Genomic DNA, 19,935 nt, shown 5'->3' with positions numbered 1-19,935 from the left:
TCCGGCCAATGAAACTTATCAAAGTTCGGGGCGCGTATGCGTGAAAATCGGGCCCGGATCAAGCGGTTTTCAAGCCGCTCGCCCGATTGCACGCGGACGTTACTGCCTCAGCGCGGCGGAAATGGCGTCGAGGCCGCCCTGTAATTCCGCCTCTTTCGGCCAGCCGAAACCGACGCGGAAGAAGCGCTTGGGCATATCAAACCAGTGGCCGGGACCGACATAGGTGCCGTGGTTTTCCAAGAGATTGACGTAGAAACGGTCGAGGTCGAAGTCTGGACTGACAACGAGCCTTGGAAATCCGACGACGCCGCCTTGTGGCCGCACCCAGTCGACCAGCGGCTCGCGGTCGATCCAGGCTTGCACGATGTCGCGGCGTTTCGCCATCTCGGGCAGCAGCGCGCCCAAGAAAGCGTCGCGGCGCCCCAGCATGCCGCGCGCAATGCCTTCGTCGATGACGCTGCCGCAAATGCCGATCTGCTCCTTGGCGGCGAGGAAGCGCTCCTGCAGTTCGGCATCGCTGGTGATCAGCCAGCCAATGCGGATGCCGGGAATGCCGAAGGCTTTCGACAGCGACGAGACGCTGATCGCTTTGGGGCTGAGAGAAGCCGCCGCCGGCAGGCGCTGTCCATAGGAGAGGTCGCGATAGGTCTCGTCGACCAGCAGATGGCAGCCGCTCGCTTCGGCCAGCGCAATCAGCGCGTCGAGATCGGCCCGGCCCATCATCGTGCCGGTCGGGTTGTGCGGGCAGGTGACGCTGATCAGCTTGGTGTTCGGTTGCATGCTGGCGGCGACGCGGCCGAAATCGATGGCAAAGCCTGCGTCGAAATCGAGATCGACATAGGAGATGGCGCAGCCGATCGCCTTGGGGGTCTCGATGTTGGTGGCGTAGTTCGGCCGGACGACGACAAGGTGGTCGCGCTCCGACAGAAGCGAGGTCGAAATGATGAAGAGCGCGCCCGCCGCACCGGCGGTCACAAGAACATCGTCAGGCGAAATGCCGGAATCCTGCGCCGCGATCAGCGCCCGCAACTCCTTGTCGCCGCGATGCTCGCCGTAGAACAGCGTGAGATCCGGCAGCGACAGGCCGACGTCGGAGAGTTTCTGATCGGCGATCGAGCTTTCGGAGAGATTGAACCGAATGCGATCGTAGCCGTATTCCTCCGGCGCCTCTTTCTCGATCACCATTCTGGCGTAGTTCATGGCTGCTCCCCCAAAGTCCTGACACTCAGAGGTACAAGCCATAAAAGCACGAAGCCTGCCAAGGCTCATTCGCCGGCAGGCTTCTGTTCCAGTCGTCCAAACGATTGGCTCAGGGCCGAGGCGCTGATCCCACTCAGGCCGGAACTTTGGCCTTCCGGCCCTTGGCTTTCGCCGGCGCGGCAACTGCGGCCTTGCGGCCGAGGCCGATCGACTTGGCCAGCTCGGAGCGCGACGCCGCGTAGTTGGGGGCAACCATCGGATAGTCGGCCGGCAGGGCCCATTTGGTACGATAGGCTTCCGGCGTCAGGTTGAAATGGACGCCGAGATGGCGCTTCAGCGATTTGAATTTTTTGCCGTCCTCGAGGCAGATGATGTAATCCGGCGTCACCGACCGCTTGGGATTGACGGCCGGGATCTGCGGCGCCGCCACTGGGGCCGGCGGCTGGCTGAGCCCGCCGATCGACGCCGCAACGCTGGCGATGAGATCGCTCAGGCCGGCAACGGGCAAGCGGTTCTTCTCGACGTAAGCGGACACGATATGGGCGGTAAGCTCGAGCAGGTCGATGTCCTTGTCAGAGTCGTTGCTGTCGTCGGCCAATTTATCTCTCCGTCGCTAGGGGGGTGGCGGAAACTCCCAGAGTGGTCCCAGCGGAGCCGGAAATCCGCTCTAGTCATTTGTCTTGCCGCATATGTGCGGTTGCGCCAGATGATTCCATCCGGTGCCACCGATCTAATCGCCAAATCTGCGTAACGCAATGACTTCGTATCGCGCCACACGTCATTTTGAACAACTATACTGAATTTTAATACTATCAGACGATCAGCGCCTTGTCGCGCCATAGTCGAAAACCGCCCTCGAAAGCGCGCGTATTGTCGCCGCGCCTGGATGTGGCGGGCAATTCATCCAGTCTGTCGACATTGCCGCCGCCGATGACGACATAATCCGGCTGCAGCGCCGCACGCAGCCGCCCCACGACGTCGAAAACGTATTTGCGCCATTTTTTCTTGCCGTATTTCTCCAGGCCGCGCTCGCCGACATAATCTTCGAAACTGCCGCCCTTGCGGTACGGCAGATGCGCCAGTTCCATCGGCTGGCCGACATTGTTGAGGATCATCGCCGCGCCCAGGCCGGTGCCGAGGCCGAGGAACAGCATGCGCCCGCCATCGTAGCTGCCGATCGCCTGCAGCAGCGCGTCGTTGACGACCTTGACCGGCTTGCCGAAGGCGGCAGCAAAATCGTAGCCGTCCCAGCCCTTGCCGAGATTGGCGGGATCGAGCGAAGGCCTGTTGTGCCTGACCGGGCCGGGATAGCCCATCGAGATCAGGTCATAGGCCAGCCCTTCGGCCAGCGTCTTCACCGTGGCGACCATCTGCTGCGGCGTCAGGTCCGGTCCGGAATCGGCGCGGCGCATCTCGCCGCCTGCGCTGGTGAGGATTTTCACATGCGAGCCGCCGACATCGATCGTCAGCACGATCGGTTCGGCCTTGGCCTTCGCGGGCCTGGCTGCCTTGGCCATGTCGTTTCCTCCGCTCACTTGGCGCATTCCCGCGTTTCAGGGAAACGGGGGAATGCTCCAACTCTTTGTTTTTACCCAATTTCGGACGGAAAGACCGCTCGCACTTTTCCTGGAATTGCTCAACTCGGATTGATCCAGCCGTTGGGCGGCCCGAAGCTGGCCATGGCGTCGGCAGGCCCCCAGGTCTTCGGCTCATACATATGCGGCGGCGTGGTGTCGCCCAGCACCGGGCCGACGATGCGCCAGGCAAGCTCGCTGGCATCCTGGCGGGTGAACAATTGGCCATTGCCGTTCATGGCATCGCCGATCAGCCGCTCATAGGGCGGCATGTCGCCCTTCGAATCGTCCAGCGCGGTGAGCTCGACCTGCTCGCCGACCATGTCGTCGCCGGGCGCCTTGCGCTGCGCGCCGATCGAGATCGCCACCTGCGGGTCGATGCGGAAGCGCACGTAATTGGCGTCGCTGGGCTTGATCGGATCGAAGACGTCGAGCGGCGGCCGCTTCAGCCGCACGATCACTTCGGTCACATGCACCGGCATGTTCTTGCCGGTGCGGATGAAGAAGGGCACGTCCTGCCAGCGCCAGGTGTCGACCATGAAGCGCACCGCGGCAAAGGTTTCGACCGGCGAGTTCGGCTTCACGCCGGGTTCAGCGAGGTAGCCGGTGAACTGGCCGCGCACGACGTCGTCCTTGGTCAGCGTGCGGATGGCGCGCAGCACCTGCACCTTCTCGTCGATCAGATCGTCGGCCGAGCGGCCGACCGGCGGTTCCATGGCGAGCAGCAAAAGGATGTTGAGCAGATGGTTCTCGATCACGTCGCGGATAGCGCCGACATCGTCATAGAATTTGCCACGGCCTTCAACGCCGAAGTCCTCGGCCATGGTGATCTGTACGCTTTCGACGAAGTTGCGGTTCCAGATCGGCTCGAGAAAGGAATTGGCAAAGCGGAAATAGAGCAGGTTCTGGATCGCCTCCTTGCCGAGATAGTGGTCGATGCGGAAGATCGACTGCTCTTCGAACACCAGATGCAGCACGCGATTCAGCCAGCGCGCCGATTGGAGATCGTGGCCGAACGGCTTTTCCACCATCAGCCGCGCGCCATGCGCGGTACCGGATTGCTCCAGCCCCTGGACGACGGTCTCGAACATGGTCGGCGGCACCGCCATATAGTGCAGAGGCCGCTGCGCCGAGCCGAGCGCCGTCTTCAGCTTCTCGAAGGTCGCGCCGTCGCGGTAGTCGCCGCTGACATAGCGCAGCAGACTGGCGAATTTGGCGAAGATCTTTTCGTCGATCTTGCCGAGAGCGTTGACGATGCCGTCGCGGGCCCGCGCCTGCAATTGGTTGATGTCCCAGGCATCGAAGGCGACGCCGATCACCGGCTCGGTCAGCGTCCCCTTGGCTACCATCTGGTAGAGGGCCGGAAATATCTTCTTGTGGGCAAGGTCGCCGGTTGCTCCGAAGAGCACCAGCGTGTCGGACCGTTCCGGGCTCATCTTGCGCGTCTCCCCTGCGGCCTTCACTTGCCGGCCTTCGGCTTTTCGACATGGCCGCCAAAGGCATAGCGCATGGCCGACAGCAGCTTGTCGGCGAATTCGGATTCGCCCTGCGAGGAGAAGCGGTCGAACAAAGCCGAGGACAGAACCGGCGCCGGCACGCCGGTGTCGATCGCCGCCTTCAGCGTCCAGCGTCCTTCGCCGGAATCGGAGACGCGGCCGCCGAACTGGGCCAATGCCGGGTCGCTCTTCAGTGCGCCGGCGGTGAGGTCGAGCAGCCACGAGCCGATCACACTGCCATGGCGCCAGACCTCGGCCACTTGCGGCAGGTCGATGTCGAACTGATAGTATTGCGGGTTTTCCAAAGGGCTGGTCTCGGCGTCCGCCGTGCGCTGTCTTTTGCCGGCATTTGCCGATTTCAAAATGTTCATGCCTTCGGCATAGGCGGCCATGACGCCATACTCGATGCCGTTATGGATCATCTTGACGAAATGGCCGGCGCCGCTCGGTCCGCAATGCAGGTAGCCAAAGGGTGCGGTTCCACCCGCCTTGTCGGGCGTGGCGCCGACATCGGCGCCGGGCGCCAGCGTGGCGAAGATCGGGTCGAGGTGTTTGACCGCCGTGTCGGGGCCACCGATCATCAGGCAATAGCCGCGCTCCAAGCCCCAGACGCCGCCGCTGGTGCCGACATCGACATAGTGCAGGCCCTTGGCCGCGAGCTCGGCCGCCTGGTCGACAGCGTCGTGATAATAGGAATTGCCGCCGTCGATGATGATATCGCCGGGCTCCATCAATGCTGCCATCTGGTCGGCGATCCTGCCGGTGATCGCCGCCGGCAGCATCAGCCAGGCGCTACGCGGCTTGGACAGCTTGCCGACGAACTCTTCCATGGAGGCGGCGCCGATGGCGCCATCGGCAACCAGGGCGGCAACGCTTGCCGGGTTGATGTCGTAGACGACGCATTCATGGCCGTCGCGCATCAGGCGGCGCACCATGTTGGCGCCCATCCTGCCCAGTCCCATCATTCCGATCTGCATGGTCTTGTCCTAGTCGCTTGAGGAAAGAAAATTGTGGGCGAGTTAGTTCTCAATGCCGACGGTGAAGTCGACATTCTCCCAACGGTCGCCGTCGGGCCAGAAAAAAGTGAAGACGATCGTATTACCTCGCGGAATATCGGCCACCGGCAGATCCGCCAGATGGACGCCAAAGACATTCACGGACGTGTTGATTTCATGGCTGGTCTGCCACTGGTCGCCGCTCCAGCGGATCAGTGCCGGCTGCAGCAGTTCAACCCGCAGCGTCTTGCCGGCTTCCAGGGTGCGCAGCCTGTTGTTGAAGCGCCATATCCTCAGCGGCGAGCCGGTCTTGTCCCTGACATAGCGCTTGACGCCTTGCGGCGGCATGTCGAAGACGGCGCCGTCGCGGAGCGAGCGCAACAGCTTGATGTGTTCCGAATGCGCCCAGACCAGCGGCATGGCGCTGCCCGACGGCCTGCCCAGCCACAATTCGCGCTCCGGTATGTCGGCGCCGTCCCAGACCTGTTCCGGCAGCAGACCGCCCACACCAGCCGAAGCCTCGAATGTCCTGAGCAGGCTTGCCGCCTTGTCCTTGTTACCGGCGGCCAGCTCGTAGTGGGCGCGTTCGCCGGCCAGCAACGGCCAGGGTCGGCCCTGGCCGTTGCCGTCGAAGGGGGCGCCGTCGGCGTGTTCGCCATAACCGTCGCTGGTGTAGCGGTACCATAGAGGCCCTTGCGGCAGGTCGCAGCGCAGTTGCGCGTCGATGATCTTGACCGTGCCGACGATGCGCGGATCGTCCGCGGCCCTGAGGCCGAAGCGGACTAGCGCCAGCGCGTCCGGGCTGACAATCGCTTCGGCCGGCTTGTCGGTATCGCCCGGCGGACGGTTCTTGATCGGTACGAAGCCGTCCTTCGGCGATGCGGCGCCTGAACCGTCGGCCGGCGCGATGCGGATGTAGTAGCCGTCGACGCCAGCCTCGTGGCACGCCGGTGTGCCGCTGACATAGGTCCAGCGCTCGATCTGGTCGTTCCAGCAATCCGCGACCTCGCGCAAATAGTTAGCCGGCTCCGGTTTGCCGTCAACGTCGAACAGATCGGCGGCGCCAAGCAGTGCCGATATTTCGACGGCGAGCGTGAATGGGCTGTAGCCGGCATCCTCTTCCCAGCGGTCCTGCCCGGTGACGGGACCATTGCGCACGACATAGGACGCTGCTTTCTCGACCATCGGCATGAAGGCGGCGAGCTTGGCGCGCGGCAGGTGGCCGGCGCGGTGCAGCGCATCGGCAAGCAGCAGTGGGAAGGCGCATTCGTCCATCTGGATGCCCGGCCAATAGAGCGAGCCGTCGAGCCACACATTTTGTGGCCAGTGGCCGTCCGGCTGCTGGATGGAACGGAGATAGGCGAGGATCTCAAGCGCCTGCGCCGGATCGCCGGCGGCGAGGAAGCCGCCCGCAGTTTCGACGAGGTCGCGCGGCCAGACCAGATGATAGCCGCCAAGGTCGTCGTCGCCCTTGCTCGCTCCCCACGGGATCGACAGGCTGGCAACGGCCGCGCCGGGCCTCGCCAGCGACAGGTGCGTCGCCAGCACCGCTGTGCTGACGCGGTAGGTGTTGAGGCCGGATGCATCATGGTGGTCGAGCGGCGTCAGGCCTGCCTGCCATTTCCGCCATTTCGCGACATAGGCCTTTGCCGCCGGCTCAAAACCGCGTTTCAGGCTGGCGGCGGCGTTTTCGGCCGCTTCATCCGGCGTCGCCCCAAACCCAAGCGCAAGCAAGGCTTCGCTGTTGGCTAAAGAAAAGCCGATCTCGCCGGTCAGCGCGACATTGCCGTCCTCCGCGCTTTGGCAGGTCGGATCGAGCCGGCCGGCGCGGCTGAGTTGCTGCCAGCCGTCGGAAAAGCCTGCATAGCCGGCCGAGCAGTCGCCCCAGGGCAGCGAGGAGGCAAGCGCCAAGCAGGCGCCGTGCCCGGACGCAAACAGCATCGGCTTGCCCTTGTGCTCGCCGATCCAGGCGGTGTTGCCCATGCCGGCATTGACCAGATGCGGCGCCAGCAGGGCGTAGACGCGGTAGTCCGTGGCCACGCCCTCGAGTGCCGTGAAGCTGATTTCCTGCAGCAGGGCCGGGCGCGCCGGATCCGCCAGGATGCGCTTTTCGATCCGGTAACGCGCCGTCGCGTTGACCAGCCGGTAGGCGGGCACGCCTTCCTCGAACGGCTCGATGGCATGCGTGGCGTCACGCTTCTCCTCGGAAAACCAGCCGCCGAGGCCGGTGACCAGCAGTCCCATGTCGCGCGTGCAGGCGCTGTCGAGGCCGGGATAGTAGACTTCATTGACGATGCCATGGCTGAGCGTGAACCAGACGCGACTCGCCGTTGAAAGCGCGGCACCTACGCCGCTCTTGGCGCTTGAGGTCCAGCGCGCCGGAATTCCGGGGGCGCCCATTCTTTTGGGTGCACTGGGGGGAAGGGTCGGCGGCATCGCTGCCATGCATGGTCTCCTGGACCCTTCCCTAGACCAGCACGCGAAGGCTTTTCAACCGCCGCACCTGAAGTTGATCGTCCAAGCGTGATCGATCGCAGTTGACAAGCGGGCGTATCTGAATTTGTCTGACAATAGATAAAAAACAGGCAGACAACGCCAAAACCATCTGCAACAGTCGGCGGGGCCGACAATCCATGGGAGGATTATGACATGAAGACACTGCTCGTCCTGAGCGCTCTGGCGGCGATGCTCGCCTCGGGCACGGCGCTTGCCGACACCAGCGGCAAGAAGATCGCCTTCTCCAACAATTACGCCGGCAATTCGTGGCGCCAGGCGATGCTCGACAGCTACGGCATCGTCACCAAGAAGGCGGTGGAGGATAAGATCGTCGGCGCCGCCGACATCTTCACCACCGCCGACAAGGAAGTGCCGACCCAGGCTGCCCAGGTGCAGAACCTGATCCTGCAGGGTTATGACGCCATCGTCATCAATGCCGCATCGCCGGATGCGCTGAACGGCGCCATCAAGCAGGCCTGCGATGCCGGCATCGTCGTCGTCTCCTTCGACGGGACGGTCACCGAACCTTGCGCCTACCGCGTCGTCGTCGACTTCAAGGACATGGGCAAGCAGGAAGTCGAGCAGATGGCCAAATTCCAGCCCAAGGGCGGCAATCTCCTGGAAATCCGCGGTCTTGCCGGCACCTCGATCGACGATGCCATCCATGCCGGCATCCTCGAAGGCGTCGCCGCCCATCCCGAGTTCAAGATCGTCGGTTCGGTGACCGGCGACTGGGACCAGACGACGGCGCAGAAGGCGGTCGCGACGATCCTGCCTTCGTTGCCCGACATCGTCGGCATCGTCGACCAGGGCGGTGACGGTTATGGCGCGGCACAAGCCTTTGCCGCCGCAGGCAAGCCGCGTCCGACCATCATCATGGGCAACCGCCAGGACGAGCTTAAATGGTGGAAGGAGCAGAAGGACAAGGATGGCTACCAGACCTGGTCGGCCTCGATCGCGCCCGGCGTGTCGTCGCTGGCCTTCTGGGTGGCGCAGCAGGTGCTCGACGGCCGCACCGACATTCCGCATGACCTTTTGGTGCCGTATCTCGCCTTTACCCAGGACAATTTCGAGACCGAGCTGCCGAAAATCAAGGAGGGCGGCGTCGCCACCCACGAATACAGTCAGGAAGACGCAATCGCGGCGATCAAAGCCAATATCAAGTGATGCATTGCATTCATTGCCAGCGGCATGACCGACCGGATATCGTTGAGCATGCCTGAGGCCAATACGGACATCATCAGACTGGGCGGCGCCGAAAAACATTTCGGCGCCGCCCATTTGGACATCATCAGGCTTAACGGCGCCGAAAAACATTTCGGCGCCGTTCGGGCGCTTAACGGCGTCGACTTCCATGTTGTATCAGGCGAATGCGTCGGGCTGGTCGGCCACAACGGAGCCGGCAAATCGACGCTGATGCATATGGTGGCCGGTACGCTGCAGCCCGATGGCGGTGAGATCGCGGTGCGTGGCAATGCCGAAACCGACTACTCGGTGGCGCGCGCGCTGAAACTCGGCATACGCTGCGTGTTCCAGGAACTGTCGCTCTGCCCTAACCTCAGTATCGCGGAGAATACGCGCATCAACCATCCGGCGCTCACCGGCTTCGGCTGGCGACGCAAGGCGGCTGCTCTCATTGCCGCCAAGCTGGACGAAATCTTTCCGGATCACGGCATCTCGGCGGACGACATTGCCGGCGATCTCTCCATCGGCCGGCGGCAGATGGTCGAGGTGGCGCGCGCCTTCACGGTGACGCGCGATCCGCTCGACCTGGTCATTCTCGACGAGCCGACCTCTTCGCTGGACGCGCATACTGCGGGCCAGCTGCTTGCCTTCGTGCGCCGTTTCGTCGCCACCGGGGGCAGCTGCATCCTGATCTCGCATGTGCTGGGCGAGGTGCTGCAGAATGCTGACCGCATCGTGGTGATGCGCGACGGCAAGGTGGTCGCCACGGACGTTGCAAAAGCGTTCGACCGCGACCGGCTGGTGGCCACCATGGGTGGCGCGGAAGCGCGCGAGAAGATCGCGGCGGAGATCGCCGCCAGGCCGGCGGGTGGCCTGGTCAGGGTGCGGGCGCGGCCCGAGCGGCAGCAGGACGGCAAGGAGCTTGTCGCCCGCGCCGGCGAGATCATCGGGCTTGCCGGGCTTGCCGGCCATGGCCAGACCGACCTGTTGCTGGCGATCTTTGCCGCCGCGACGCGTAGAAGGCTTGATATCGAGGTGACCGCCCCGGTGGCGCTGGTGGCCGGAGACCGCCAATCGGACGGCATTTTCCCGCAATGGTCTATTGCCGAAAACATCGGCATCCGCTCGCTGGCGCAGCTGCGCAAAGGGCTGCTGATCTCGCCGCAGCGCGAGGCCGAGCTTGCCGAGTTCTGGAAGCAGAAGATTGGCATCCGCACGCCTGATATGACCAACAACATCTTCTCGCTGTCCGGCGGCAACCAGCAGAAGGCGCTGTTTGCCCGCGCACTGGGTTCCGATGCGCAGATCGTGCTGATGGACGATCCGATGCGCGGCGTGGACATCGGCACCAAGCTCGAGGTCTACGATCTCGTGCGCGAGGAGGCGGCCAAGGGCCGGACCTTCCTCTGGTACACCACCGAGACGGAAGAGCTCGACAATTGCGACCACATCCATGTCTTCAAGAACGGCCGCATCGTCGCCAATCTCACGCGCGACGAGCTGACCGAGGAAAAGATCATCCAGTCCTCATTCGGCGACGCGGCCTGAGATGACGGCAATCGCTCCCGGCCCGACGACCTCGCCGCGCAGCAGTGCCGCCCGCGCGCGCCTGTTGCGCAGCCTGTTGCCGGCGCTGTCGCTGGCGCTGGTGGTTATCGCCATCGCCTGGCTCAACCCACGCGCCATCAGCTATTTCGGCTTCAGCCTGATGTTGAACCTGGCTATCCCGATCGCGCTGGCGACGATCGCCCAGATGTTCGTCATCGCCGGCAATGAGCTCGATCTGTCGATCGGCACTTTTGTCGGCTTTGTCGGCTGCGTCACCGCGACCTGGCTGAAGGACGCGCCGCTGCTCGGCGTGGTCATCCTGCTCGGCGCCATCGGGGTCTATGCACTGGTGGGCGCATTGATCCATCTGCGCAATCTGCCGTCGATCGTGGTAACGCTGGGCATGAGCTTCGTCTGGCAGGGGCTTGCCATTCTGGTGCTGCCCAAGCCCGGTGGCAAGGCGCCGGACTGGCTCTTGTCGCTGATGGCCTTCAAGCCGCCCTTCATTCCGTTCCCTATCATCGCCGCGCTGGCGATCGCAGCGGTGGTGCATTTTGGGCTGATGCGCACCTCCTATGGCGTCATCCTGCGGGGATCCGGCGGCAATCCGGCGGCGCTCAGGCGCGCTGGCTGGTCGCTGCTTCGAACCAAGATCGTGCTGTTTGCGCTGACCGGCCTATTCGGCGTTCTGTCCGGCATGGCGCTGATCGGCATCACCACCTCGGCCGACGCCAATATCGGCAATGGCTACACGCTGCTGGCGATCGCCGGCGTCATTCTCGGCGGCGGCGAGTTCGTCGGCGGCCGGGTGTCGCCGATCGGCGCCGTGCTCGGCGCGCTGACACTGGCGCTGGCGGCATCGCCTCTGCTCACCTTCATGCACATTCCGCCGGATTGGCAGGTCGCCGCCAACGGCGCCATCCTGATCATCGTGCTGGCAGCCCGCGTCCTGATCAGCCGCAGGGAGAGGTAGCGATGACGCTGGTTAAATCGCTGGCCGCCAAACCCTGGATATGGTCGTTCATCGGCGCGATGTTCGTCTGGCTGGCGACCATCGCTTTCACCGGCGGCTATGGCGGCGGTGGCATGGTCACGGCGGCACTGTCGCTGGCGGTGTTCACCGTCATCGTCGGAGTCGGCCAAATGTTCGTCATCACGCTCGGGCCAGGCAATGTCGACCTGTCGCTGCCGGCCAATATCGGGCTCGCCAGTGCCGTCGCCATGAAGGTCATGGGCGGCAGCGATTCCATGATCGTGGTCGGGCTGCTCGCCGCGCTCGCCTGCGGCGCCGCCATCGGTGCCGTCAACTATCTCCTGATCTGGGCGCTGAGGATCCCGCCGATCATCGCCACTCTGTCGGCCAGCTTCATCATCCAGTCGATCGACATCAGCTATGGGCGTGGCCTGCAGATCAAGCCGCCGCCCGGCTTTGCCGATTTTGCGAACTGGCAAATCCTGGGCATTCCAGTGCTGGCGATCCTTACCGTGTTGTTCAGCATCGGTGCGGCCATCGCCTTGCAGCGCATGATCTATGGCCGCTCGGTGCTGGCGATCGGCCAGAACATCCGCGCCGCGTGGCTTGCCGGCGTCAATGTCGGCCGCACCCGCTTCCTGACTTACACGCTGTCGGGCGCGCTCGGCGGCATGGATGGGGCGCTGCTCGCCGGCTATTTCCGCGGCGCCAATGTCGATATCGGCAACGAGTACCTGCTGGCCTCGATCGCCGTCGTCGTCATCGGCGGCACCTCGGTCGCCGGTGGCAAGGCCAATGTTCCCGGTGTCTGGGGCGCGGCGCTGTTCCTGGTGCTGCTTCTGACCATGCTCAACACGTTCGGCGTCAGCGCCGGCGTTCGGCTGTTGCTGACCGGGCTGATCATCGTCGGCGTCATCACCGTAGCCGGCGGCGAGGAAGCGCTGCGCTAAAAGGCGTGAGCCCGGCAGCAGTCCCGCCAAATTTGACCATGTGGACAAAAGTCCGCACCCGTTCCATAGTTCCGCGTCTGATTTCGGAACAGTCGGCTCGACACGGCTGTCAAACAGAGGGGCACTAGATGGAAAACCGGAAAAACAAATCGCAATCGACCGGCCTGTCGCGGCGCGACGTGCTGGAACTCGGCGCACTTGGCCTGGCCGCAGCCATGCTGCCGGGTGCAGCCCTCGCCAAGGACAAGAAGCTGAAGGTGGCGGCGATCTTCGCCACGCCGATCGAGGAGCCGTGGGACAACCAGATCCACGTCGCCCTGCAGAAGGCCGAGAAGGAACTCGGCATCGAATACAAATGGTCGGAAAAGGTGCAGACCGCCGATTTCAGCCGCGTCATGCGCGAATATGCGCAAGGCGGGTACCAGCTGGTGCTGGGCGACGCCTTCGCCGCCGAGCGTGAATCGCGCCGCACGGCAAAGCAGTTCCCGAAGACGGCATGGCTGTTCGGCTCGGGCGCCGGCCCGGCCGAGCCCAATTTCGGCGTCTTCGACAACTGGATCCACGAGCCGGCCTATCTGTCCGGCATGATCGCCGGCAAGATGTCGAAGTCGGGCACGATCGGCGCGGTGGCGGCCATGGGCATTCCGGAAGTGAACCGGCTGGTCAACGCCTTCTTTGCCGGCGCCAAGGAGGTCAATCCCAACATCAAGAAGAAGGTCGCCTTCATTGGCTCGTTCTTCGATCCGCCCAAGGCCAAGGAAGCGGCGGTCGCCCAGATCGATGCCGGCGTCGATGTCATCTATGCGGAGCGCTTCGGCGTCATCGAGGCGGCGGTGGACAAGAAGATCCTCGCCATCTCCAACATGTCCGACCAGTCGAGCCTCGGCCCCGACACGGTCATAACCGGGCCGGTCTGGGACATGTATCCGACGGTCGAGCAGGCGATCAAGCTGGTCAAGGCCGGTGTCTTCACCGCGCAGGACTATGGCGATTTCTCGCGCATGGCCAAGGGCGGGTCGTTCCTGGCGCCCTACCATAAATTCGACAAGACGCTGCCGGCGGATGTGAAGGATCTGGTCGAGAAGAAGAAGGCCGAGATCCTGGAAGGCAATTTCCGGGTGGATGTGGATGAGAACACGCCGGTTTCGGATTAGCTCGGCGTACCCCTCCCCCTTGAGGGGAGGGTGGCCCGCAGGGCCGGGTGGGGTCCTCCGCGAAGTGCTCCATCCTGCTAAGTCATGGGTTGAGGCAGTTGAGGTGACCCCACCCGCCTCGCTTCGCTAGGCACCCTCCCCTCGAGGGGGAGGGGTATCTCCGCAGGAGCATCCTTGTCCGCCCCTCTCATCGAAATGCGCGGCATCACCAAGAGCTTCGGCGCCGTCAAGGCGAATGAGGCTGTCGATCTAAGCGTCGCCCCAGGTGAGATCCTCGGCCTGCTGGGCGAAAACGGCGCCGGCAAGACGACGCTGATGAATGTGCTGTTCGGCGCCTATGCGCCGGATGCCGGCGAAATTCTTATCCAGGGCAAGACCGTGCGGATCACCAGTTCGGCCGATGCGCTGGCCGCCGGCATCGGCATGGTGCACCAGCATTTTCATTTGGCGCCAAGGCTGACGGTCCTGGAAAACCTTCTGATTGGCATTCCCGGCAAATCCGGCCGCATCGACCGCGCCGGCGGACTTGCCCGGTTGTCCGACATCAGCCGTCAGCATGGGCTGACGCTGGACCCCAACCTGCCTGTCTCCGCGCTGTCGGTCGGCGAGCAGCAGCGGCTCGAAATCGTCAAGGCGCTGTTTCGCGGCGCCAGGCTGTTAATCCTCGACGAGCCGACGGCGGTGTTGGCGCCGGGCGAGGTCGACGGGCTGTTTTCGGCGCTGCGCTCGATGGCGGCGCAGGGGCTCGGCATCATCTTCATCTCGCATAAATTGAACGAGGTGCGGGCGCTCACCCATCGCTGCACCGTATTGCGGCACGGCCGCGTCGCCGGCCGTGTCGACGATCCGGCGAACACGACATCGGCAGAAATGGCGCAGCTGATGTGCGGCCATGAGATCGTGCCGCCGGCAAGAGGACCTTCGACCCCAGGCGCGGCGGTGCTGACGCTCGACGGTATTTCCACCTCACGGCATTCGGGGACGCCGCTGCGCGACGTATCGCTTGCCGTTCGCGCGGGCGAAATCCTCGGCATTGCCGGGGTCTCCGGCAATGGCCAGCGGGCGCTGGCCGAGGTGATTTCCGGCACGCGCGCGCCCGACGCCGGCGCGATGACGATAGCCGGCAAACCTGCTACGCGGTTCTCGCCGCGCGAGGTGCAGGCGCTCGGCCTTGGCCGCATCCCGGAAGACCGTATGACGACCGGGCTGGTCACCAATCTGCCGCTCGCCGATTCCATGGTGTTGCCGCGCATTGGTACTGCGGCTTTCAGCAGCCGGGGCCTGCTCAAGCCAGATGCGATCCGCGCCTTCGCCGAAGAACAGATCAAGGCCTATGACATCAGGTGCCCCGGGCCGATGACCCGCGCCGGCGCGCTGTCGGGCGGCAATCTGCAGAAGGCGCTGCTGGCGCGCGAACTGGCTTTCGACCCGAAGGTGCTGATCGTCTCGCAGCCGACGCGCGGCCTCGACATCGGCGCCGCCCGCTTCATCCACGAAAAATTCCTCGACATGCGCGCGAAGGGCTGCGGGATCATCGTCATCGGCGAGGATCTCGAAGAGCTGCTGGTGCTCTGCGACCGCATCGCGGTGATGTATGAGGGCCGCATCGCCGGCACGCTGGACAGCGCCGATGCGAACATCGCGCGGCTTGGGCTGCTGATGACCGGGGCGGAGGGCAGAGCCTAGATGGACTTTCTCACTCGGTTCCTCGCAGAAACCTCAAATAATACTGCCCGCTTTTGGCTGACTTTAAGCGTCAGCGCTGCCCCTCACCTGCCTGCCGGCATCCTCTCCCCGTATAGAGACGGGGAGAGGGGCTCTCACCCATGGTTTCGCCAATCGCCACAGCTGCAAGAGGGGAGTTGCATAGGGCCCAGATCCCTTCTCCCCGTGTCTATACGGGGAGAAGGTGCCGGCAGGCGGATGAAGGGCGGCGCGACCGTCTGGGCGGCGAAGGGGCATAGCTGATGTTCCGCCTCGAAGCCCGCAGTTCCACCCCCGCCTGGTTCAATCTCGCTTTGCCGCTGCTGGCCATCGGCGCAGCGCTGGTCCTGTGCAGCGGCCTCATCGCGCTGGCCGGCGCCGGCGTGCTTGAGGCCTATGGCGTGATGCTGTCGGCCTCGTTCGGCGACAGCTATGCCATCACCGAAACGCTGGTGCGCGCCGCCCCGATGATCTTCACCGGGCTGGCTGTGGCCGTCGCCTTCCGGGCCAAATTCTGGAACATCGGCGCCGAGGGCCAATTGCTGGCCGGCGCCGTGGCCAGCTGCTTCGTCGGCGCCATCCCAATGCCGGGCGCGCTGGCGATCCTGTCGATGGCGCTGGCGGGCGCTGCTGCCGGTGCCGCGGTAGCGCTGGTGCCCGCGACGCTCAGGGTCAAATTCAAGGTGGATGACGTCGTCAGCTCGCTGCTGCTCAACTCGGTCATCTACTATGCGCTGATGGCGCTGATCGAGGGGCCGTGGAAGGACTCGTTCAGCGGCTATCCGATCTCGCCGCCGATCGAGGATTCGGCGAATTTCCCGGTGCTGCTCGAAGGCACAAGGCTGCATCTGGGTGTCATCGCCGCGTTGATCGCGGCACCGTTGATCTGGTTCCTGATCGTGCGGACCACGCTCGGCTTCCGGATCAGGGTCACCGGCGAAAGCCCGGAAGCCGCCCGCTATGGCGGCATACATGTCGAGCGGGTGCTGATCTCGACGGCGCTGCTGTCGGGCGCGCTGGCCGGGCTTGCCGGCGTCGGCGAGGTCGGCGGCGTGCATTTCCAGGTGATGAGCGACATTTCGCCGGGCTATGGCTATTCCGGCATCGTCGTTGCCATGCTGGCCAGGCTCAATCCGCTCGGCGTCGTACCGGCGGCGATCTTCCTGGCCGCCGTGATGACCGGCGCCGAAGCGATGTCGCGCGCCACCGGCGTGCCGGCGTTCCTCAGCGATGTCATCCAGGGCACGGCGCTGCTCGCCATGCTGGTGGCGCTGCTGTTCACGGCCTATCGCATCCGCCGCGTCGGTGCCGCCTTATGAGCGCGGTGTTCGAACAGATCTTTCAGGTCGGCTTCCTCGCCGCCATTATCCGCATCGCCACGCCGCTGGCATTTGCCACGCTGGGCGAGATGTTCTCCGAGCGGGCCGGCGTGCTCAATCTCGGTATCGAAGGCATCATGCTGCTCTGCGCGATGACCGGCTTCACCGCCGCCAGCCTCAGCGGCAGCCTGTGGCTCGGCGTGCTGGCCGCGGTGTTGACCGGCATGGCGATGAGCGCGCTGCATGCGCTGTTCACGGTGGCGCTCGGCCTCAGCCAGCATGTCTGCGGCATCGGCGTTACTTTGTTCTCGTCCGGCCTTGCCTATTTCCTCTACCGTCTGACCTTCGGCCAGCAATCGGTGCCGCCCAGCATCAAGGGTTTTCAGACGGTGCCGATCCCGCTGCTGTCGGATATTCCGGTTCTGGGGTCAGCGGTTTTCAACCAGTTTGCGCTGGTCTACTTGGCAATCATTGCCATCCCGCTCGCTGCTTTCGTGCTCGACCGCACGCCTTGGGGGCTGTCGGTGCGGATGGTCGGCGAGAACCCGCGCGCCGCTGATTCCGCTGGGGTCAGCGTCATCGCCACGCGCTTCCAGGCGGTCATCCTCGGCGGTGCGCTGATGGGGCTTGCGGGCGCCTTCCTCACCATGGCACAGTTCAACGCCTTCACCTTTGGTGTCGTGTCGGGCCGTGGCTGGGTGGCGATCGCGCTGGTCGTGTTCGGCCGCTGGGACCCGTGGCGCTCTGCGGGCGCGGCGCTGCTGTTCGCCTTCGTCGATGCGCTACAATTGCGCATGCAGGCGAGCGGCCTCGGGCATATTCCCTATGAGACGTTCTTGATGCTGCCGTTCATTTTCACCATCGTCGCGATGGCCGTGATGTCACGCAACGCGGTTGCGCCGTCGGCGCTGCTGAAGCCGTTTCGACGAGAAGAGCGGTAAGCGAGTAGGCCAAGCCTGGGATACTCACATCGCCGTAAAACCATTATCGACAAACAGATGCGTCCCGTTAACGAAGCTGGACTCATCGCTGGCGAGGTACAGCGCTGCCTTGGCCACTTCCTCCGGCTCACCGATGCGGCCCTGCTGTGCGGCCAATGCGGCGTCCGACACGTCGACGCCGAGCTTGCCGAGATCGGCGACCTCGCGCAGGCCGTGCGGCGTGCGGATGAAGCCGGGACAGACGGCGTTGCAGCGTATGTTGCGGTCGCGGAATTCGACTGCGATGGCGCGCGCGAACATGTGGCAGGCGCCCTTGGTGGTGTCGTAGAGCACCTCCATGGGTGTGGCCGCCACAGCCGAGATCGACGAGGTGCAGACGATCGAACCGCCACCGGCAGCGATCATGCCCGGCAACACGGCGCGCGTCATCAGGAACATCGAGCGGACATTGACCGCATGCAGCCAGTCCCATTCCTGCACTGTCGTCTCCAGGAACGGCTTTATCACGATGGTGCCGGCATGGTTGAACAACACCGTGGCCGGGCCGAGCCTGGCAGTCGCCGCCTTCACTGCGGCCTCGACCTGCGCCTCGTCCGAGACGTCGGCCACCCAGTGTTCGGCGATATGTCCCCGCGCGCGTATCGCCGCCGCAGTGGCTGCCGCCGCCTCGCCATTGCGGTCGATGATCGCCACCTTGGCGCCTTCGGCGGCGAACAATTCCGAGGCCGCTCCGCCCATTCCGGTCGCGCCGCCCGAGATGATTGCAATCTTGCCGGCTAGTCTTGTACCCATGTTCTGTTCCCGTTCCCGATCGAAATGATCCGCATTTATGCCGGAATGGCGATGCTATCGCCTATGCAGACGTCGGCCAAGCTTGTCGCTCGCTTGTCGCCAGCAGGGGTCCCCCAGCAATCCAAAACCAAATAATAAGGCATACTGAGAAAATCGTTCTACATATCGCCAAAAAATAGCACTCGACAAAGTCTACTGATTTTATAGATTAATCCGCAAGACGGAGGTCGATATGTCCTATATCCAGAACGCCGAGACGGACCGCACCAGCCAGAGGCTGGCCAATAGCCAGGCTTTCCGCCCGGCCTATGCCGGCGCCTTCGCCTATCTCGTCTTTGCCCTTGCGTTCGTGTTCACCGGGGCAGTCGTGCTCGGCTTGATTCCCTGACCCGTTCAGGCCGAAGGGTGGCGACCTATCGCTTTCAGTGAGTGACCGGAGTTGATGAACCGAATGCGGATGCGCTTTGGCGCTGACCGCTTGTTTTTACGCATGTCGTCGTCTCAAAAACCGGGGCCACTTTTGGGCGACATACATCCAACGTGATGGAGGAGATGGCAATGCCGATCGAGTTCACGCATGTTCCCGGTAAAACGCATGCCGCCGACGCCGGTTCGGCCGTTCCGTTCTTCTATGATTTCGTCGAGACGGCGACAAAGCTGTCGCTGATCGAGGATTCCGGCTTCCAGAACATCGTCGTCGACGACCCGGCCGGGCTGTTGACCAATATGGACATCGCCGCCCAGGCGCTGGACCGCACCTCGTCGCTGGAAGTGGTGCTGACGCACTGGGCCGGCGTGATCGCGCCTGCGGTTGCGGCGCGGCAACTGGCGGCGCTCGACGCCAGGAGCGGCGGCCGGCTGGCGCTGAGGATGCTGAGCGAGCCGCTGGATGACGACGATGCCGAGACGCGTCCGGTCGGCCACACCGTGGTCTGGCAGCGCATCGACGAATATCTGGTGCTGCTGAAGCGGCTGTGGTCGAACGACCGGCCCTTCGACCATGAAGGTGCGTTCTACAGCATCAAGGGTGGCTATGTGCCGCGCAAGGGGCCGCATGGCGTCGATATCACCATCCGCATGGGTGGCCAGTCCGGCACGGCGCTGAAGGTCGCCGGCCGCCATGCCGACGTCTTCGAGCTGGCGCCTGGTTCGCCCGACGAGATCCGCCAGCTGATGGAACGGGCGCGCAGCGCCGCCGCCGAGCATGGCCGCGCCGGCAAGCTGCGTTTTGCGCTTCCGGTCCGGGTCCGCTCGGAGGGTGGCGCCTCTACCGTCGGACACAAGGCGGTCGAACTTTCCGGACCACCGGCGCAGATCGCCCTGTCGCTGCTGTCCTATGCGGCGCTGGGCATCAGCGAGTTCATGATCGTTGGCGTCGACAGGCCGCGCGAGATCGCCGGCGTCGGCCGCGAGACGATCGCGCTCTTGCGTAATTCGCTGGCACGCCGTGAGGCGGAGGTGCCGCAGCCCGGCGCGTTTGCCTCGCGGGGCGGGTCGGATATTCACGCAGCTGGGTAGCGAGATCGCGATCGGGAACGCCGGCGGGGACAGCACCCCCCTCTGTCCTGCCGGACATCTCCCCCTCAAAGGGGAAGATTGGCAGCTTGA

Annotated in this window: 17 protein-coding genes; 10 read left to right on the top strand and 7 right to left on the bottom strand. The window is 64.2% G+C overall.

Annotated features, from left to right (window positions below; genetic code table 11):
• Nucleotides 1-99 precede the first annotated feature (99 nt).
• The 6 genes from NKJ75_RS29615 to NKJ75_RS29590 all read right to left on the bottom strand — a co-directional run bounded on the left by NKJ75_RS29615 (nt 100) and on the right by NKJ75_RS29590 (nt 7,710).
• Complete coding sequence (locus tag NKJ75_RS29615) at nt 100-1,200, bottom strand: aminotransferase class I/II-fold pyridoxal phosphate-dependent enzyme (protein ID WP_023670471.1); 1,101 nt, start codon at nt 1,198-1,200, stop codon at nt 100-102.
• 133 nt (nt 1,201-1,333) lie between these two features.
• A complete protein-coding gene (locus NKJ75_RS29610; protein WP_023670470.1) occupies nt 1,334-1,798 on the bottom strand; it encodes a Ros/MucR family transcriptional regulator in 465 nt (154 codons plus the stop codon).
• Between the two features lie 214 nt (nt 1,799-2,012).
• Nucleotides 2,013-2,717, bottom strand: a complete 705-nt coding sequence (locus NKJ75_RS29605; protein WP_023670469.1) for an ROK family protein — start codon at nt 2,715-2,717, stop codon at nt 2,013-2,015.
• A 119-nt stretch (nt 2,718-2,836) separates the two neighbouring features.
• Nucleotides 2,837-4,210: a glucose-6-phosphate dehydrogenase gene (gene zwf / locus NKJ75_RS29600; RefSeq protein ID WP_023687745.1), complete on the bottom strand. Its 1,374-nt coding sequence runs from the start codon at nt 4,208-4,210 to the stop codon at nt 2,837-2,839.
• A gap of 23 nt (nt 4,211-4,233) precedes the next feature.
• Complete coding sequence (gene gnd / locus NKJ75_RS29595) at nt 4,234-5,247, bottom strand: phosphogluconate dehydrogenase (NAD(+)-dependent, decarboxylating) (RefSeq protein ID WP_023670467.1); 1,014 nt, start codon at nt 5,245-5,247, stop codon at nt 4,234-4,236.
• 42 nt (nt 5,248-5,289) lie between these two features.
• Nucleotides 5,290-7,710 carry a glucan 1,4-alpha-glucosidase gene (locus tag NKJ75_RS29590; RefSeq protein WP_502896555.1) on the bottom strand — a complete coding sequence of 807 codons (2,421 nt, stop codon included), beginning with the start codon at nt 7,708-7,710 and terminating at the stop codon, nt 5,290-5,292.
• Between the two features lie 204 nt (nt 7,711-7,914).
• On the opposite strand from NKJ75_RS29590, the gene NKJ75_RS29585 reads away from it, so the two are divergent.
• From NKJ75_RS29585 to NKJ75_RS29550, 8 genes are all read left to right on the top strand, one after another.
• A complete protein-coding gene (locus tag NKJ75_RS29585) occupies nt 7,915-8,928 on the top strand; it encodes an ABC transporter substrate-binding protein (RefSeq protein WP_023670464.1) in 1,014 nt (337 codons plus the stop codon).
• A gap of 48 nt (nt 8,929-8,976) precedes the next feature.
• A complete protein-coding gene (locus NKJ75_RS29580; protein WP_352500528.1) occupies nt 8,977-10,494 on the top strand; it encodes a sugar ABC transporter ATP-binding protein in 1,518 nt (505 codons plus the stop codon).
• 1 nt (nt 10,495) lies between these two features.
• Nucleotides 10,496-11,467, top strand: a complete 972-nt coding sequence (locus NKJ75_RS29575) for an ABC transporter permease (protein ID WP_352500527.1) — start codon at nt 10,496-10,498, stop codon at nt 11,465-11,467.
• Nucleotides 11,468-11,469: 2 nt separating this feature from the next.
• On the top strand, nt 11,470-12,417 hold the full coding sequence (locus NKJ75_RS29570; protein ID WP_023745384.1) for an ABC transporter permease: 948 nt from the start codon (nt 11,470-11,472) through the stop codon (nt 12,415-12,417).
• A 128-nt stretch (nt 12,418-12,545) separates the two neighbouring features.
• The gene (locus NKJ75_RS29565) at nt 12,546-13,571 is read left to right on the top strand and encodes a BMP family protein (RefSeq protein ID WP_023694458.1); all 1,026 of its coding nucleotides are present in this window, start codon (nt 12,546-12,548) and stop codon (nt 13,569-13,571) included.
• 174 nt (nt 13,572-13,745) lie between these two features.
• Nucleotides 13,746-15,257: an ABC transporter ATP-binding protein gene (locus NKJ75_RS29560; protein WP_023756509.1), complete on the top strand. Its 1,512-nt coding sequence runs from the start codon at nt 13,746-13,748 to the stop codon at nt 15,255-15,257.
• 281 nt (nt 15,258-15,538) lie between these two features.
• A complete protein-coding gene (locus NKJ75_RS29555) occupies nt 15,539-16,594 on the top strand; it encodes an ABC transporter permease (protein WP_023683937.1) in 1,056 nt (351 codons plus the stop codon).
• Nucleotides 16,591-17,535, top strand: a complete 945-nt coding sequence (locus NKJ75_RS29550; RefSeq protein WP_023683938.1) for an ABC transporter permease — start codon at nt 16,591-16,593, stop codon at nt 17,533-17,535. The genes NKJ75_RS29555 and NKJ75_RS29550 overlap by 4 nt, the downstream gene beginning before the upstream one ends.
• A 24-nt stretch (nt 17,536-17,559) precedes the next feature.
• Here the strand turns inward: NKJ75_RS29550 and NKJ75_RS29545 are convergent, their stop codons facing one another.
• The gene (locus NKJ75_RS29545; RefSeq protein WP_023686096.1) at nt 17,560-18,327 is read right to left on the bottom strand and encodes an SDR family NAD(P)-dependent oxidoreductase; all 768 of its coding nucleotides are present in this window, start codon (nt 18,325-18,327) and stop codon (nt 17,560-17,562) included.
• Between the two features lie 232 nt (nt 18,328-18,559).
• Between NKJ75_RS29545 and NKJ75_RS29540 the strand changes: the two genes are divergently transcribed.
• Nucleotides 18,560-18,715 carry a hypothetical protein gene (locus tag NKJ75_RS29540; protein WP_023670454.1) on the top strand — a complete coding sequence of 52 codons (156 nt, stop codon included), beginning with the start codon at nt 18,560-18,562 and terminating at the stop codon, nt 18,713-18,715.
• Between the two features lie 170 nt (nt 18,716-18,885).
• Entirely contained in the window at nt 18,886-19,845 is a 960-nt protein-coding gene (locus tag NKJ75_RS29535; protein ID WP_023732922.1) for an LLM class flavin-dependent oxidoreductase, read from the top strand.
• Nucleotides 19,846-19,935 lie beyond the last annotated feature (90 nt).

It is taken from the genome of Mesorhizobium sp. M0058 (genome assembly GCF_040323095.1).
Lineage (GTDB): Bacteria > Pseudomonadota > Alphaproteobacteria > Rhizobiales > Rhizobiaceae > Mesorhizobium.
The sequence above is the reverse complement of the archived record's forward strand: the minus strand, read 5'-3'. Positions and strand labels throughout refer to the sequence as shown.

Coding starts and splice junctions, on each gene's coding strand:
- NKJ75_RS29615 (WP_023670471.1), bottom strand. CDS start 1,200: ATGAACTACGCCAGAATGGTGATCGAGAAAGAGGCGCCGGAGGAATAC.
- NKJ75_RS29605 (WP_023670469.1), bottom strand. CDS start 2,717: ATGGCCAAGGCAGCCAGGCCCGCGAAGGCCAAGGCCGAACCGATCGTG.
- zwf (WP_023687745.1), bottom strand. CDS start 4,210: ATGAGCCCGGAACGGTCCGACACGCTGGTGCTCTTCGGAGCAACCGGC.
- gnd (WP_023670467.1), bottom strand. CDS start 5,247: ATGCAGATCGGAATGATGGGACTGGGCAGGATGGGCGCCAACATGGTG.
- NKJ75_RS29590 (WP_502896555.1), bottom strand. CDS start 7,710: ATGGCAGCGATGCCGCCGACCCTTCCCCCCAGTGCACCCAAAAGAATG.
- NKJ75_RS29585 (WP_023670464.1), top strand. CDS start 7,915: ATGAAGACACTGCTCGTCCTGAGCGCTCTGGCGGCGATGCTCGCCTCG.
- NKJ75_RS29580 (WP_352500528.1), top strand. CDS start 8,977: ATGCCTGAGGCCAATACGGACATCATCAGACTGGGCGGCGCCGAAAAA.
- NKJ75_RS29575 (WP_352500527.1), top strand. CDS start 10,496: ATGACGGCAATCGCTCCCGGCCCGACGACCTCGCCGCGCAGCAGTGCC.
- NKJ75_RS29570 (WP_023745384.1), top strand. CDS start 11,470: ATGACGCTGGTTAAATCGCTGGCCGCCAAACCCTGGATATGGTCGTTC.
- NKJ75_RS29565 (WP_023694458.1), top strand. CDS start 12,546: ATGGAAAACCGGAAAAACAAATCGCAATCGACCGGCCTGTCGCGGCGC.
- NKJ75_RS29555 (WP_023683937.1), top strand. CDS start 15,539: ATGTTCCGCCTCGAAGCCCGCAGTTCCACCCCCGCCTGGTTCAATCTC.
- NKJ75_RS29550 (WP_023683938.1), top strand. CDS start 16,591: ATGAGCGCGGTGTTCGAACAGATCTTTCAGGTCGGCTTCCTCGCCGCC.
- NKJ75_RS29545 (WP_023686096.1), bottom strand. CDS start 18,327: ATGGGTACAAGACTAGCCGGCAAGATTGCAATCATCTCGGGCGGCGCG.
- NKJ75_RS29540 (WP_023670454.1), top strand. CDS start 18,560: ATGTCCTATATCCAGAACGCCGAGACGGACCGCACCAGCCAGAGGCTG.
- NKJ75_RS29535 (WP_023732922.1), top strand. CDS start 18,886: ATGCCGATCGAGTTCACGCATGTTCCCGGTAAAACGCATGCCGCCGAC.